The organism is Aurantimicrobium photophilum, from assembly GCF_003194085.1.
Classification (GTDB): domain Bacteria; phylum Actinomycetota; class Actinomycetes; order Actinomycetales; family Microbacteriaceae; genus Aurantimicrobium; species Aurantimicrobium photophilum.
This window is the reverse complement of record NZ_CP023994.1, coordinates 915,280-931,692: the sequence shown is the minus strand read 5'-3', so window position 1 is coordinate 931,692 and position 16,413 is coordinate 915,280. Positions and strand designations below refer to the sequence as shown.

Genomic DNA, 16,413 nt, shown 5'->3' with positions numbered 1-16,413 from the left:
GATTACTCAGTAACCTCTGGAACAGGCGCCAATTCAATGTTGGTCACAGAAAGCTCTGTGGCCTCAGTGAAGTTCAGTTCCGCAATACGACCTGTTGCCATGAGGTCACCCTGTGCAGCTTCAAGCAGAGAAATGGTGGCTTCAGGAGCAGCAATGGTTGCTGTGAGAACTTCAGTCTTCTGCGAAGCCTTGGCATCCGTCTTCGCACGGCGAATACCAATAAGCGCTTCAGAAGCTGCCTTGAGAATGTCGGGGTTTCCGATCTTCTCATCACCAGGAGCTGGCCAGGAAGCGCGGTGAATGCTGTCATCGTGGAACCATGACCAGGCTTCTTCTGCAGCGAAGGGAAGTACTGGTGCGAGTAGACGCAAGAACACGGTGAGAGCCTTGTTCAGGGCAGCTGCAGCGGAAGCCTGCTCTGGGTGCTCTTCGTTATAGGCACGTTCCTTGACTAGTTCGAGGTAGTCATCGGTGAAAGTCCAAAAGAAGTGCTCAGTAACTTCGAGAGCTTTCGCGTGGTCATAGTTCTCGAGAGCTTCAGTAGCTTCGCGAACTACCTCGTGGAGTGATTCCAGCATGCTCAGATCGAGTGGGTTGGTTACCACGGTGTCTGCAGGAGCATTGAAACCCAAGATGAACTTAGATGCGTTCAAGAGCTTGATGGCCAGTCGGCGACCAATCTTGATCTGGGTGGGGTCCTGTGGGTCAAACGCAGCATCGGTACCAAGGCGGCTGCTCGCTGCCCAGTAGCGAACGGCATCGGAGCCGTGCTGATCCAGCATGTCTGCGGGAGTGACCACGTTGCCCTTGGACTTGGACATCTTCTTGCGGTCAGGGTCCACGATGAATCCAGAAATGGCGGCGTTAGTCCAAGGTTTGCCACCGTTCTGCAGGGCAGAGCGAAGCATGGTGGAGAAGAGCCAGGTGCGAATAATGTCCTGACCCTGGGGGCGCAGGTCGAAGGGGAACACCAAGTTCCACAGGTCTTCGTCACTTTCCCAGCCACCAGCAAGCTGGGGAGTCAGACTTGAGGTTGCCCACGTGTCCATGACATCGACTTCACCCTGGAATCCGCCGGGGATGCCTCGCTGAGCTTCGGTGTAACCGGCGGGGACATCGGTGGATGGATCAACTGGAAGTTGCTCGCGTGAAGCAATGATGGGCTCATCGAAGACGGGGTTTCCGTCACCATCAAGTGGGTACCACACAGGAATAGGAACACCGAAGAAACGCTGGCGCGAGACGAGCCAGTCGCCGTTGAGGCCATTGACCCAGTTCTCATAGCGCACGCGCATGAAGTCAGGGTGCCACGACATTTCTTGACCCAAGTCAATGAGCTTCTTCTTAAGTTCGTCATCCTTGGCGCCGTTGACCAAGTACCACTGGCGAGTGGAGACGATTTCGAGAGGCTTGTCACCCTTTTCGAAGAACTTAACAGGGTGCATGATGGGCTCTGGTTCGCCCAGCATTTCACCGGACTCCTTGAGCATTTCGACCATGGCGGTCTTCGCGCTGAAAGCCGTTTTGCCAGCTAGCTCTGCATAAGCAGCCTGTGCTTGAGGTGATTCAAGTCCTTCAGGTGCATCAGAAACGAATCGACCGTCAAAGCCAATCACTGCGCGGGTCATGAGATTGAGTTCACGCCACCAGATCACGTCGGTGACGTCACCAAAGGTACAGATCATGGCAATACCGGTGCCCTTGTCTGGCTGTGCAAGGTGGTGGGCCAGAACGGGAACCTCAACACCGAAGACAGGGGTCTTCACGGTCTTGCCGAAGTAGGGCTTGTAACGCTCGTCATCGGGGTGTGCAACCAGAGCAACACAGGCAGGAAGCAGCTCGGGGCGGCTGGTCATGATTTCAATGTGACCGCCGTCAGGTTTGTGAAAAGTGAGGCGGTGGTAGGCGCCAGGCATCTCTTTATCTTCGAGTTCTGCCTGTGCCACTGCAGTTCGGAAAGTCACATCCCACAGGGTTGGAGCCATGGCCTGATAGGCCTCACCACGTGCGTGGTTGTTGATGAAAGCTAACTGGCTCGTGGTGATGGTTTCATCAGAGATGGTGCGGTATGTCTGGGTCCAGTCGACAGAAAGACCGAGCTGACGCCAGACGTCCTCGAACTGCTTCTCGTCTTCGACGGTGAGTTTTTCACACAGCTCAATGAAGTTCTTACGGCTAATAGGCAGCTGGTCAGCTGCCTTGGAGCTTTTGTTATCTCCGCCTTCGAACGGGGGAACGAAGTTCTCAACGTAGGGGAGAGTGGGGTCGCAACGAACGCCGTAGTAGTTCTGAACCCGACGCTCGGTGGGAAGACCGTTGTCATCCCAGCCCGCGGGATAGAAAACTTCCTTGCCTCGCATGCGCTGGAAACGAGCGATCACATCGGTATGGGTGTAGCTGAAAACGTGTCCTATGTGGAGTGAACCAGAAGCTGTGGGGGGAGGAGTGTCAATGGAATAGACACTTCCACGGGTCTGTCCGTCCTTGCGGAAGCGGTAGAGACATGATTCTTCCCACTTGGTATCCCAGAGAGCTTCGAGACCTTCCAGAGCCGGCTTGTCAGGAACGTTGGCGGGCGTGATGGACATAGGTAGTACTCGCTCTCTATGGGCGGCATCGCGTCAACGTAAGAAAACAGGATGTTTGCTCACTTGATGCCTCAAATGGTGATGTTTCTAGCTTACTAAAGGCAATAGAATGGTCTCTAACGACACCGATCCGGCTATCACCGGGGAGTTTTCGGAAGAACGGTCTTCGGACTCAGTAGAACCGAACGGGACGAGCCCGTTATTGCTCAAGAACAAGCGGTGAGATTTGTCTCACAAGCTCAGGTGGTACCGCGGAAGAAATTTCGTCCTGGCACAGTGTTTTACTCAACAACTGGAGCCCTAAGTGACGTATCCCCGCCGTAATGCATTCGGTCAGCAGACTGAGATCGTTCCTTCGCCATCGTTCCCTGCCATCGAAGAGCAGATTCTGGCCTTCTGGGAGAAAGACAACACCTTCAAGGCATCCATCGAACAGCGTGCCGATGGGGATGAGTGGGTCTTTTATGACGGCCCTCCTTTTGCCAATGGTCTTCCTCACTACGGTCACCTTCTCACTGGCTACGCCAAAGACTTGTTCCCTCGCTACCAAACCATGCGTGGTAAGAAAGTGGACCGTCGCTTTGGTTGGGACACCCACGGTCTCCCTGCGGAGCTGGAAGCTATGCGTCAGTTGGGGATCACCAAGAAAGAAGAAATTGAAGAGATGGGTATTGCTGCGTTCAACGCAGAAGCTCGCTCCTCTGTCCTTCGCTACACCGGAGAATGGGAACAGTATGTAACCCGTCAGGCACGCTGGGTCGACTTCGAAAATGACTATAAGACGCTGGATATCTCCTTCATGGAGTCCGTCATCTGGGCATTCAAGCGTCTTTACGACAAGGGCCTGGCATATGAAGGCTTCCGCGTTCTTCCTTATTGCTGGAACGATGAAACGCCTTTGTCCAATCATGAACTCCGTATGGATGATGACGTCTACAAGATGCGTCAGGACCAGTCCGTGACGGTCACATTCCCCCTGACGGGGGAGAAGGCAACAGCCCTGGGTCTGACTGGAGTTCGAGCCCTGGCATGGACGACCACCCCATGGACTTTGCCCACTAACGCGGCTCTCGCGGTTGGGCCAGAGATTCACTATGCCGTTGTTCCCGCAGGGCCTAACGGTGCAGCCGATGGTGCTGCATGTTGTGAAGCTGATTACCTGATTGCAATTGATCTTCTCGGTAACTACGCCAAGGACCTCGGATACGATGATGCCGCAGCTGCGAAGGAAGCAGTCAAGTCCACCGTTGTGGGTAAAGATCTTGATGGTGTGAGCTATGACCGTCTGTGGGATTACTACGCAGATGATGAGGAATACCAAGCGAATGCGTGGCAGATCCTTGTTGCTGACTACGTCACCACCGCAGACGGTACTGGTGTTGTTCACCAAGCACCTGCCTACGGTGAAGAGGACCAAAAGGTCTGTGAAGGCGCAGGAATTGGTGTGCGCGTTTCAGTCGATGACGGCGGCAAGTTCCTCTCGCGCTTCACAGAAGTCGCAGGCATGCAGGTGTTTGAGGCCAACAAGCCATTGACCAACTTGTTACGCGAACAGGGTCGCCTCATTCGTGTTGCGTCCTATGAGCACAGCTACCCACACTGCTGGCGTTGCCGTCAGCCGCTGATTTATCGCGCTGTGTCTTCATGGTTTGTCTCGGTCACGACATTCCGTGACCGCATGGAAGAGCTCAACCAGCAGATCAACTGGGTTCCAGAGAACGTCAAAGACGGCCAGTTTGGTAAGTGGGTCGCTAACGCCCGCGACTGGTCAATCTCTCGTAACCGCTACTGGGGTTCACCCATTCCGGTATGGAAGTCGGACAACCCTGAATACCCACGTATTGATGTGTATGGCTCTCTCGATGAACTGGAAGCAGACTTTGGTGTTCGTCCCACAGACCTGCACCGTCCATTTATTGATGAACTGACACGTCCCAACCCTGATGACCCCACCGGTCAGTCCACAATGCGTCGCATTGAAGACGTCCTAGACGTGTGGTTCGACTCGGGCTCCATGCCGTTCGCTCAGGTGCACTATCCCTTTGAGAATGCAGACTGGTTCGATAGCCACAACCCTGCTGATTTCATCGTGGAATACATCGGTCAAACTCGTGGCTGGTTCTACACCCTGCACATCCTTGCTACTGCGCTCTTTGACCGCCCTGCGTTCAAGAACGTCGTTTCCCACGGCATTGTTCTCGGTAATGACGGTCAGAAGATGTCTAAGTCTCTGCGCAACTACCCCGATGTCTCTGAAGTCTTTGATCGTGACGGTTCCGACGCCATGCGCTGGTTCTTGATGAGTTCACCCGTACTTCGTGGTGGAAACCTCATCGTCACCGAAGAGGGCATTCGTGAAGGTGTTCGACAGCTGTTGCTTCCGCTGTGGAACAGCTACTACTTCTTCTCGCTCTATGCGAATGCGGATGGTTACGAGGCAACGTGGCGCACTAACAGCACAAACGTGCTTGATAAGTACCTCCTTGCGAAGACACGTGACCTCATTCTTGAAGTCCAAGGAAACTTGGATGCTTTGGATTCCACCAACGCTTCTGAAGCTCTACGTAACTTCGCGGACGTATTGACCAATTGGTATGTTCGTCGCTCTCGTGATCGTTTCTGGACCGGTGGCGCCGAATCGCACGAGGCCTTCGACACCCTCTACACCGTGTTAGAAACCCTCTGCCGCGTTGCAGCGCCTTTGCTTCCTCTGGTTACAGAGAACATCTGGCAAGGTCTCACTGGTGGACGTTCCGTTCACCTCGAGGACTGGCCAGATGCTGACACATTCCCCGCAGATCCTTCTCTCGTTGCCTCAATGGATGCTGTTCGAGAGATCACCTCGTCCTCTTTGGCGCTTCGGAAGAAGGTCGGACTGCGCGTGAGACTGCCATTGGCAGATCTCACCGTTGTGTCTGCTTTGTCTGATTCTCTAGCTTCGTTTAGTGACATTCTGCGCGATGAGCTCAACGTCAAGCAGGTCACTCTCGTTCAGTTGACGGACTCTTCTGCGGCTGAATACGGCATCACTTCGAAACTGACCGTGAATGCTCGTGCTGCCGGCCCTCGTTTGGGTAAGCAGGTTCAACAGATTATCCAGGCTGCTAAGGCTGGGGACTGGTCTGAGAACAACGGTGTCGTCACGGCTGGGGGAGTTGGTCTCGTCGAAGGTGAGTATGAACTCACCCTAGAAACAGGTGACGGTGGAGAAATCTCACGTGCTCTGGCTCTGCTTCCTGCAGGTGGTTTTGTTCTCCTCGACACGGTCACCACGCCTGAGCTGGAGGCCGAAGGTCTTGCTCGTGACGTAATTCGTGCCGTTCAGGACACGCGTAAGGCTGCTGGATTTGAGGTCTCTGACCGTATCCATCTCAATGTGTTCTGTTTCTCTCAAGCAGATGCGGATGCTTTGAAGATGAGTACCGCGGCAGATATTGCCGCCGATACTTTGGCCACAGAGTTCGGTGTCCATGACCCAGCGTTCCATGGTGAACTCGCAGGTTTCGCTGATGTTTCTCCTGCAGAGTGGTTGCCAGGAATGTTATCCACGGCACCTGAGCACTTCGCTGTGATTCCTGCGGGTCAGTACGCCAACGAGGGAAACTTTGTCGTGGCAGTTTCACGCGTGAATCGAGTAGTCAATGTCTAAAGATGATCTGACACCAGGTGGTTTTGCCAACGGCGATTTCTCCTCAGATGACGATTATGAGGGTATTGATCCTGCCGAGATGGATGAGTACTCCCGCGCTGCTCAGCTGGTATTCCAAGAGCTTTCTGTTCGACTCGGTGAAGGAAATCCTCAACCCAGGCTCGAGCCCACGCGACGCGTGGTTGAACTCCTCGGTGACGTGCACCGCGCTTACCCGATCATTCACATCGCTGGAACAAACGGTAAGACCACGACGGCACGCCTCATTGAAGCCATCTTGCGCTCCTATGGTCTCGCAACGGGTGTCTTCACCTCACCCCATCTTGTTTCCTTCAATGAACGAATTCTGCTCGACGGCGTGCCCGTTCGTGACGATGTTCTGGTGACAAACTGGCTAGATGTGAAGCCCTATGTTGAACTCGTTGACGCCGAGCTCGAAGCAAAAGGTGAACCACGTCTGACCTTCTTTGAAGTGATGACCATCTTGGCTTATGGAACATTTGCTGATGCTCCCGTTGATGTAGCGATTGTGGAAGCAGGTCTTGGTGGGGAATGGGATTCCACCAACGTTGCAGACGGTGTAGTTGCCGTGTTCACCCCTATTGCCCTCGACCACACTGATCGTTTAGGTAAAGACCTAGATGCGATTGCTCGCACGAAGTCAGGAATTATCAAGCCTGCCGCCATGGTTGTTTCTGCAGCACAGACCCCGGTTGTTCGAGCTGTGCTCGAAGAAGCAGCAGATCTCACCGAATCCACTCTGACGTTTGTCTCCACAACCGACACTCCTGAAGTGGGCAACCCTGTTGCTGTGGTTTCTCGAGCCGTGGCAGTAGGCGGACAGCTCGTTACTATTCAGGGTGCTGCAGGTCGGTATGAAGATCTCTTCCTCGCACTCTATGGAGACCACCAAGCAGAGAATGCTGCCCTGGCCATTGCCGCAGTTGAGGCATTTCTGGGCGGAGCCTCCCAGGCACTTGAACAAGCTGTTCTGGACGAAGCATTTGCCACGGTGGCCTCCCCGGGTCGTTTGCAGCTCGTTGCTGCCGACCCCACGGTGCTCGTCGATGCTGCACATAATCCCCATGGTGCTGCGTCACTAGCAAAAGCCTTGGATACCTACTTCACCTTTGATGATGTCACTGTGGTTCTTGCGATTTTTGAAGATAAAGATGCTGAGGGAATCATCGAAGCTTTGGCGCCTGTGGCAACTCGGTTCATTGTGACGAATGCGCCGTCAGAGCGTTCGCGTACTGCTTGTGACTTAGGTTTCCTCGTTGCGGACAAGGTCGGAGACGACAAGGTCTTGGTTGAGTCTGATCCTGTTGTCGCTCTTGCGATGGCTCGTGGCTATGCCGCGAACTTTGAAAAGGGAGCCGTCGTTGTGACAGGTTCGATTACGTTGGTGGGTCTGACTGTCGGACTTGCTGCAGAGACGCAAGGATGGACATTGTGAGCACACCACAAACACCACGTCAGCGTTCTGCCCAAGCTTCACTGGGTCAGGTAGTGCTGGGGTTTGAGCTCATCGTTGTGGGGCTTGCAGCGTTGACCATCTTTGGTTTGGGAGCTCTTCCTCCAGTTGTGGCACTCGGGGGTGGTGCAGCAGTGTGTCTTCTCATGCTCGCCACCATCGGACTCATGATGAAATACAAATGGGCTTTCATCCTGGGCTGGGCAGTACAGGCCATCATTGTGCTCTCTGGATTTGCCGTCACCATGCTGTTTTTGATCGGTGCAGTATTTGCCGGTATTTGGACCTTCGCCATGACAACCGGGGCGAAACTTGATTCTCAAAAGAAAGAAAACTGATGACCACTATTGAAGAAACCCTTGTCCTTGTGAAGCCTGATGGCGTTGCTCGTGGCCTAACCGGTGAAATCCTGCGCCGTATTGAAGCCAAGGGTTATGCACTCGTTGACATCCGCCTTGTTCAGGCAGATCGAGAACTCCTCGGCAAGCACTATGAGGAACACGTGGGCAAGCCCTTCTATGAACCACTTGTGAGCTTCATGGAGTCAGGCCCCGTCGTTGCGATTCGTCTCGCCGGTAACCGCGTTATCGAAGGCTTCCGCAGTCTTGCAGGCACGACAGATCCCACCACTGCTGCTCCGGGCACCATCCGTGGTGACTTGGGTCGCGACTGGGGACTCGCGGTTCAGCAGAACCTCGTCCACGGTTCTGATTCACCCGAGTCAGCAGCTCGTGAACTTGCTCTGTGGTTCAACTAACCAGCACTAATTGAACAAAGATAGCCCCCGCACTGCGGGGGCTATCTTTGTGGAGACGCTTTCTTTAGTGCTGCAGTTCGCGAGCCATTTCTTCGGTACTCGCCGGACGCTTCAAAATGACGGCAATAGCAATCAAGCCCAACGATGCAATGGCACCGATGAGGAATGCTGATCGCATACCGCCTGCGAGTGCTTCAACATCTGTTGCGCCGCCGTCACGGAGACCTGCAGAGATGATGGTCATCACGGTCACAAAGAGAGCAGTACCTGCTGCACCTGCAAGCTGCTGCAATGTTCCGATCGTGGCACTGGCATAGCTATAGAGCTGTGGAGGAACTGAACTGAGAGACAACGCAAACAGGGGAGTGAACAAGAACGCTAAGCCCACACTCAAGAGCGAGTAGCTGCCAAAGACGAACCATATTGAAGTTTGCGTTCCAAATGTGGTCATGGTCCAGAACGCAACGCTGACGGCGACCGCTCCAGGAATGAGCAGTCGTTGAGGTCCGTGCCTGTCATACATGCGACCCACGACAGGTCCCAACAGGCCCATGGCCAGGCCACCAGGCAACATCATGAGGCCCGTAGTGAGAGGTTCGACGCCCAGCACGTTTTGCATGTAGATCGGAATAAGGATTCCGGCACCAAAAAGGATCAGCATGCCGATACCCATAATGCCCATTGCTTCTGTGAAGGAACGTGAGCGGAAAGTGCGAAGGTCAAGAAGTGCAGAATCTGTCTTCTGAAGGCGTGACTGACGTTGTAGGAACAGAGCAAAGAAAACGACGCCAATACCCAGTGGAATCCACGGCGACACAGCAGCAACACCGCGTGCGGCATCTGCAAAGGAGCTGAGTCCATAGATCAGACCTGAGAACGCAAACGCGCTCAAGATGACGGAGAGGACATCGATAGGAATCTTACGAGGCTCTTGACTGTTGGAAATGCGGATGGTTCCGATGATCAAGGTCACAACACCGATGGGGAGCATGATCCAGAACAGCCAGCGCCAGTCCAAGACACTCAGAACTAGACCTGAGAATGCGGGGCCTAGTGCAGGTGCTGCGGAGAGCACCAGAGAAATATTTCCGTTGATACGTCCACGCAGGTGTTCAGGAACCAGAACCATGACTGTGGTCATGAGCAACGGCATCATGATTGCCGTTCCGCTTGCTTGCAGAATTCGTCCAATAAGCAAGAACAAGAAATCTTGCGAAAGTGCAGCAACAAGTGTTCCCGTGGTGAAGAACGTCATCGCGGCGATATACATCGGCTTGGTACTGAAACGCTGCAGTAAGAAACCGGTGGTGGGGATGATGACCGCCATGGTCAGCATGTAGGCGGTGTTGAGCCACTGGCCCGTGCTGGGCTGGATGTTCAACTGCTCCATGATCTGGGGAAGGGCAACACCCAGTGCCGTCTCGTTCAGAAAGACGACAAATGTCGACACCATGATGACGCCAAGAATGACCTTGTGTCTGGGGTCGAGTTTGTCGGAAACAGCTGTTGATTCCGAAGTAGACATTGTTACAGCGTAGCGACCCAATTGAGGACGAATTGCGCAATCACGGCTTCAATGAGGTAGCTCGCCAACACAATGATTGCGACCCAGCTGAGCAATGTTGTTCCGAGCTTCTGTGCCTTAGAGCCCCAGATACCGTGCTTCATGTTCCAGAAGGTCACTACCCAGAACAAAGGAATAGTTGCAGACCAGGTCACCATGCACCAGGGGCACAGAGTTCCAAGGACAAAGACAGACTGGCTGAACAGCCAGATCACAAAGGCAAGTGCGAAGGCAGCACCTATGTTTAAGCCACGCCAAAACCAGTTTGCGTATCGCGCGCCAGCAAGCATGCTCACACCAATGGTGATCACAACAGACCACGCCATCAGGCCAATGATGGGGTTGGGGAAACCGAGTAGTGACCCTTGCCATGAACCAAGATTCTTTCCACACTGCACGATGACGCTGAAGTCGCAAGATGCTGCTTCTTCGGGGTGCAGCAACTTGTGAATCTTCTCCAGGGTCAATGCGAAGGCAGCTGTGAGGCCAACGAAACCCGCAATGATGAGAAATACAGGGTAGCCAACCGGGCGCTTTGAGTCTGTAGAAGTGATGCTCACCTTCTCATTATTGCCCAGTGTGGGAATATTACGTTCAGGAATCACACAGGGGAGTGAAACCTGACATACTGGTATCAGTGCGAAGGCATCGTCCTCGCGCGACGTGACAAACAAGACTTTGCATAACAACGGTTATGCGCACGGGAGATCACCGCGATCGCCCGCCACAGTTCCAGAGCTACATGCCGGATTCCGTGGGAAGACATAAAGATTTATAGCCAGAATTCTTCGGAATTCTGCAAACGAGAATAGTTACATCCCCGTGACGCGGTGAGGCAGGGGGTAACGGGGAGTACACCACTGATGGTGAATAACACCGAGAACGACGACAACGTTGTTGAAGAATTTGTAACCGAAGTTGTTTCTGAAGCCGTGGAAGCAGCTGAAGAGATCGTCGCTGAAGCGGTCGAGGTTGCCGAAGCAATTGTCGCTCAGGCTGAAGAAGTGGCGACGGAGATTGTCACTGAGGCAGAAGCAGAGGCTGCCGTTATCGAGGTAGCTGCCGAAGTACTTGCAGAAGCCGTCGTGGAAGCTGCCATTGTTGAGGCTCCAGTTGTCGAGAAGGTTGAATACCCCACCTTCGAAGCAAAAGAAGTTACCGACATCTTTTTCTTCGCACCCAACCTTCCTGGTTCAGAAGACCGTGTTCCTACTCGTGACGGCCGTGACCGTATGGAAGACCGTCGTCCCAACCGCAACAACCGACAGGAACGAGGCGCTTTTGGTCAGGTAGAGGACGAAGGAAATGACGGGGGCACACTTCGTCGCCGCGTTCGTCAACGCCAGGGTGAAAACCGTGAGATTCAGGACGATTCGGGCAACACCGTCGTTCGAATTCGCACTCCACGAGCACCTGAACAAATCACCGAACCTCAGCGCATCAAGGGCTCAACTCGTCTTGAGGCAAAGAAGCAGCGCCGCCGTGATGGCCGAGATGCTGGCCGTCGTCGCACAGTTGTGACCGAGAGTGAGTTCCTCGCCCGTCGTGAAGCCGTCGATCGCGCCATGATCGTTCGTGAAAAAGAAGATCGCGTGCAGATTGGTGTGCTCGAGGACAACGTCCTGGTTGAGCACTATGTCGCTCGCGCTTCTGAAGCAAGCCTGATTGGCAACGTCTACCTCGGTAAGGTGCAGAACGTTCTTCCTTCGATGGAAGCTGCATTCGTGGACATTGGCCGTGGTCGCAACGCCGTTCTCTACTCGGGTGAGGTGGACTGGGATTCGGTCGAAACGGGAAACCAGCCACGCAAGATTGAGAATGCCCTCAAGCCCGGTGACAAGGTTCTCGTTCAGGTCACCAAGGATCCCGTAGGTCAAAAGGGTGCACGTCTGACCTCTCAGGTTTCACTTCCAGGTCGCTACTTGGTTTATGTACCCAACGGATCCATGAACGGCATCAGCCGTAAGCTGCCAGACACTGAGCGCACACGTCTCAAGCGCATCTTGAAGGAAGTACTTCCCGAAAACGTAGGCGTCATTGTCCGCACCGCAGCCGAAGGTGCAACAGAAGAGCAACTCACCGTTGACGTTCAGCGCCTGACCCAGCAGTGGGAAGAAATCTCGCGCAAGGCAGAGAATGATGCAGCTCCTGCCATCTTGCACAGCGAATCAGACCTGCTGATCAAGATTGTTCGTGATGTTTTCAATGAAGACTTCCACCGCATGATCATTCAGGGGGATATTGCCAAGGGCACCATCGAGAGTTACCTCAACCAGGTTGCTCCTGAACTCCTTGAGCGTGTTTCAGCGTATGAAGGCACTCGTGATGCATTTGATGAGTACCGCATCACCGAGCAGATTGAAAAGGCTCTGGATCGCAAGGTCTGGCTGCCTTCAGGTGGATCACTGGTTATTGACCGCACTGAAGCTATGACCGTTGTGGACGTCAACACCGGCAAGTTTGTGGGTTCGGGCGGAAACCTCGAAGAAACCGTCACCAAGAACAACTTGGAAGCTGCAGAAGAAATCGTTCGCCAGCTCCGTCTGCGTGACATTGGTGGCATCATCGTTGTCGACTTCATCGATATGGTTCTTGAAACTAATCGTGATCTCGTGCACCGACGTCTGATCGAATGTCTTTCTCGTGACCGCACCAAGCACCAGGTTGCCGAAGTAACCTCCCTTGGTCTGGTCCAGATGACTCGAAAGAAGCTCGGACTTGGTCTACTTGAGACCTTCTCTGAGGCATGCCAGGTCTGTGCTGGACGCGGTGTCATTGTTCACCACGAACCCGTCACCCGCGCAGGTAACAACGGTGAATCCAACGCAGCAGAGCCACGTCGTCGATCCAAGGGTCGTGGGGGAGACAAGCCAGTTGCTCCAGCAGTTGTTGCTCACCCCATTCCTGAAGGCGCCAAGAGTGCACTTGCGCAGATTGCAGCAAGCACCTTGGGTCACAGCACAGAAGACCAAGTTGAGGCAGATTCTGCGGAAGAAGTTGTTGAAATCCTCGATATACCTGTTGTGATGTCTGGTCGTGGCCGTAAGCCTCGTGTGTCAGCTGAAAATGCTGAAGTTATTCTCGAAAACGTTCTCGAAGCACTGCCTGAGCCCAAAGCAGCAGGCCAGGGTCGTGGACGTTCCCGTCGAGTTTCTACCGCAAATATCTCCACTGGAGAGGACCATGACGCCTCACTTGGTGAGGCATAAAGCGGTAGGGGAGTAATCCTGCTCACACGCCGGTCTTGTTGGTTTGACCACAGTGCGAGAAATGGCTATTCTTGAACCTTGGTGCTCGTTCGATTCTGAGCGTTTCAGCCCCAATCTTCTGCGGATAGTCCGGTTTGCCCAGGAAATCAACGCAGAAACAATTCATTAGCTTTAAGAAATTAGGTAGCAAAGTGGTTTACGCAGTAGTGCGCTCCGGCGGTCGCCAGGAAAAGGTCGAGGTCGGCACCATTGTCACAATGGACCGTGTAAAGGCTGACAAGTCTGGCTCCATCGAGCTTCCCGCAGTTCTCCTCGTTGACGGTGACAAGATCACTGCTGACCAGGCATCGCTGGCAAAGGTCAAGGTAACCGCTACGGTTCTCAACGACCTCCGCGGCCCCAAGATCATCATCCAGAAGTACAAGAACAAGACCGGTTACAAGAAGCGTCAGGGCCACCGTCAGGAGCTCACTCGCGTTCAGATCACCGGTATTAAGTAAGGCCTAGGAGAGACTCAGATGGCACATAAAAAGGGTGCGAGCTCCACTCGCAACGGTCGTGACTCCAACGCACAGCGCCTCGGCGTAAAGCGCTTCGGTGGTCAGAAGGTTCTTGCTGGCGAGATCATCGTTCGTCAGCGTGGCACTCACTTCCACCCCGGCGTAAACGTCGGTCGTGGTGGCGATGACACTCTCTTCGCCCTCGCAGCTGGTGCTGTTGAGTTCGGTAACAAGGGTGGCCGCAAGGTCGTCAACATTGTGACTGTCTAACACCAGTACAAATAGCTTTAGAGGAAGGGCGAGCTTTTTAGCTCGCCTTTTCCTATTTACATCCGCAACATCTACGCCTGAGCATCGGCAGAAAAGGAGCAGACATGGCAACGTTTGTCGATATCGTCACCCTGCACCTCAAAGCCGGTCACGGTGGAAATGGCTGTGTGTCAGTCAAGCGCGAAAAGTTCAAGCCTCTTGCTGGGCCTGATGGCGGTAACGGTGGAGACGGTGGAGACATTGTTCTCTTCTCTGATCCTCAGGTCACCACTTTGTTGAGCTACCACCGCTCACCTCACATCAACTCTCCTCATGGTGGACCTGGCATGGGCGATCACCGTCAGGGTTTCAAGGGAGAAGAACTCGTTCTCTCTGTTCCTGTGGGAACCGTCGTCAAAGACCCCGATGGCACCGTCATTGCCGATATGAACGTTCCCGGTATGCGCGTCGTGGTTGCTCCTGCTGGCCAGGGTGGTTTGGGTAATGCTGCCTTAGCTTCGACCAAGCGCAAGGCACCAGGTTTTGCTTTACTCGGAACTAAGGGTTTCGAGGGCGATGTCATGCTCGAGCTGAAGACCTTGGCCGATGTTGCCTTGGTTGGATACCCCTCTGCAGGTAAGTCTTCTTTGGTTGCTGCTCTTTCAGCAGCACGTCCCAAGATTGCCGACTACCCCTTCACCACCTTGCACCCCAACTTGGGGGTCGTTCAGGCTGGTGAAGTTCGTTACACCATCGCAGACGTCCCAGGACTGATCGAAGGTGCTTCTGAGGGTAAGGGTCTAGGCCTTGAGTTTCTGCGTCACGTAGAGCGCTGTACCGCGCTTTTGCACGTGATTGACTGTGCAACCCTCGATCCAGGCCGCGATCCGCTTTCTGACCTCGATGTGATCCTTGCTGAGCTAGCTGCTTACCCTGTTCCCTCCGATCAGGTTCCTCTTCTGGAGCGTCCGCAACTCATCGCCTTGAACAAGGTGGATGTTCCTGATGCCAAAGATTTGGCAGACATGGTTCGTCCCTACCTCGAAGAGCGTGGCTACCGCGTGTTCGAGATTTCTGCCGTCTCCCACGAAGGACTCCGTCAGCTTTCCTTTGCACTTGCTGAACTCGTTGAGCAAGGACGCAAGGAAGCTCTTGCTAACGAGGTAGTACCTGTCATCATGCTGCGCCCACGTGCGGTAGATGACCAGGGGTACATCATCCGCGTTGAGGGTGGATCTGGCGGAAACATTTACCGTGTTATCGGTGCCAAGCCTGAGCGTTGGGTTGAACAAACCGACTTCAACAATGAAGAAGCTGTGGGATACCTCGCTGATCGTCTTGCTAAGGCAGGCGTGGAAGACATGCTCTTCAAGAAGGGCGCCGTTGCTGGTTCAACCGTCATCATTGGTGAAGGAAATGGTTTGGTTTTCGACTGGGAGCCCACCATGACTTCTGCTGCAGAGTTGATGACTGGTCCTCGCGGAACTGACGACCGTTTGAACCAAAACAACCGACGTACCAACAAGGAACGTCGTGATGAGTACTACGACCTGATGGATGCCAAGCAGGAAGCTCGTGAAGAGCTCGTTCGTGAACGTGATGCTGGTCTGTGGCAGGTAGATGACGAGATAGCAGATGAGAGTTAGTAGCCGTCAAGATATTCCTGCTGCCCGCAGGATTGTGGTCAAGGTGGGTTCTTCCTCCATCAGTGGAGAGAACGCTCACCAGATCAAGACACTGGTGGAAGCACTTGCTGAAGCTCACGGTCGTGGCACCGAGGTTGTTCTGGTTTCCTCTGGCGCCATGGCCACCGGCTTTCCCTACATCAACCTGACTTCTCGCCCTACTGACTTGCCTACGCTCCAAGCAGCTGCTGCCGTGGGTCAGAGTCGCCTCATGGTTCGTTACCAAGAGCTTCTTGATCACTCCAACATTGTTGCTGGCCAAGTCCTTCTAACCTCTGGTGACTTTGAAAATGACAGCACCCGTTCCAACGCTGCACTTGCTATGGAAAAGCTCCTTGAGCTACGGGTACTTCCCATCGTGAATGAGAACGACACTGTTGCGACCCAAGAAATTCGTTTTGGTGACAACGATCACTTGGCAGCACTCGTAGCCAAGCTCGTGAATGCAGATGTTCTCGTGCTGCTCTCAGATGTTGACGGTATTTACACGAAGCCACCTACCGAGCCCGGTGCAGAACGTATCGAGCTAGTTCCTTTTGGTCACCTTCTCGACCATGTCGAGTTTGGTTCGATTGGCTCGGCAGGTGTGGGCAGCGGGGGAGCAGGAACCAAGGCAGCTGCTGCACAGTTCGCTGCAGATTCTGGGACAGCTGTTCTCATTACCAATGCAGCACTTGTTGCTTCTGCCCTGCGCGGAGACAATGTCGGTACGTGGTTCGACGCCGCATCTGAATAATT

12 protein-coding genes are annotated in these 16,413 nt (G+C 54.0%); 9 read left to right on the top strand and 3 right to left on the bottom strand.

The window, feature by feature from the left end:
• Nucleotides 1-2: 2 nt before the first annotated feature.
• Nucleotides 3-2,588: a valine--tRNA ligase gene (gene valS / locus AURMO_RS04610; protein WP_204163588.1), complete on the bottom strand. Its 2,586-nt coding sequence runs from the start codon at nt 2,586-2,588 to the stop codon at nt 3-5.
• Nucleotides 2,589-2,892: 304 nt separating this feature from the next.
• Between valS and ileS the strand changes: the two genes are divergently transcribed.
• From ileS to ndk, 4 genes are read left to right on the top strand one after another with little or no spacing between them, the layout of a single operon-like run.
• Complete coding sequence (gene ileS, locus AURMO_RS04605) at nt 2,893-6,237, top strand: isoleucine--tRNA ligase (RefSeq protein ID WP_110233492.1); 3,345 nt, start codon at nt 2,893-2,895, stop codon at nt 6,235-6,237.
• Nucleotides 6,230-7,693, top strand: coding sequence for a bifunctional folylpolyglutamate synthase/dihydrofolate synthase (locus AURMO_RS04600; RefSeq protein WP_420807763.1), 1,464 nt, complete (start codon nt 6,230-6,232; stop codon nt 7,691-7,693). Before ileS ends, AURMO_RS04600 begins: the two co-directional genes overlap by 8 nt.
• Nucleotides 7,690-8,049, top strand: coding sequence for a DUF4233 domain-containing protein (locus AURMO_RS04595; RefSeq protein ID WP_162532667.1), 360 nt, complete (start codon nt 7,690-7,692; stop codon nt 8,047-8,049). The genes AURMO_RS04600 and AURMO_RS04595 overlap by 4 nt, the downstream gene beginning before the upstream one ends.
• A complete protein-coding gene (gene ndk, locus AURMO_RS04590; RefSeq protein WP_110233488.1) occupies nt 8,049-8,468 on the top strand; it encodes a nucleoside-diphosphate kinase in 420 nt (139 codons plus the stop codon). Before AURMO_RS04595 ends, ndk begins: the two co-directional genes overlap by 1 nt.
• 64 nt (nt 8,469-8,532) lie before the next feature.
• Here ndk and AURMO_RS04585 read toward each other — a convergent pair whose 3' ends face one another.
• Nucleotides 8,533-9,993, bottom strand: a complete 1,461-nt coding sequence (locus tag AURMO_RS04585) for a DHA2 family efflux MFS transporter permease subunit (RefSeq protein WP_110233486.1) — start codon at nt 9,991-9,993, stop codon at nt 8,533-8,535.
• 2 nt (nt 9,994-9,995) lie between these two features.
• On the bottom strand, nt 9,996-10,592 hold the full coding sequence (locus tag AURMO_RS04580; RefSeq protein ID WP_110233484.1) for a vitamin K epoxide reductase family protein: 597 nt from the start codon (nt 10,590-10,592) through the stop codon (nt 9,996-9,998).
• A gap of 303 nt (nt 10,593-10,895) precedes the next feature.
• Between AURMO_RS04580 and AURMO_RS04575 the strand changes: the two genes are divergently transcribed.
• The 5 genes from AURMO_RS04575 to proB all read left to right on the top strand — a co-directional run bounded on the left by AURMO_RS04575 (nt 10,896) and on the right by proB (nt 16,411).
• Nucleotides 10,896-13,241, top strand: coding sequence for an Rne/Rng family ribonuclease (locus tag AURMO_RS04575; protein WP_110233482.1), 2,346 nt, complete (start codon nt 10,896-10,898; stop codon nt 13,239-13,241).
• A gap of 191 nt (nt 13,242-13,432) precedes the next feature.
• Complete coding sequence (gene rplU / locus AURMO_RS04570; RefSeq protein ID WP_110233480.1) at nt 13,433-13,741, top strand: 50S ribosomal protein L21; 309 nt, start codon at nt 13,433-13,435, stop codon at nt 13,739-13,741.
• Nucleotides 13,742-13,759: 18 nt separating this feature from the next.
• Nucleotides 13,760-14,011: a 50S ribosomal protein L27 gene (rpmA, locus tag AURMO_RS04565; protein WP_096381303.1), complete on the top strand. Its 252-nt coding sequence runs from the start codon at nt 13,760-13,762 to the stop codon at nt 14,009-14,011.
• Between the two features lie 104 nt (nt 14,012-14,115).
• Nucleotides 14,116-15,636, top strand: a complete 1,521-nt coding sequence (obgE, locus tag AURMO_RS04560; protein WP_110233478.1) for a GTPase ObgE — start codon at nt 14,116-14,118, stop codon at nt 15,634-15,636.
• Nucleotides 15,626-16,411: a glutamate 5-kinase gene (gene proB / locus AURMO_RS04555; RefSeq protein ID WP_110233476.1), complete on the top strand. Its 786-nt coding sequence runs from the start codon at nt 15,626-15,628 to the stop codon at nt 16,409-16,411. The genes obgE and proB overlap by 11 nt, the downstream gene beginning before the upstream one ends.
• Nucleotides 16,412-16,413 lie beyond the last annotated feature (2 nt).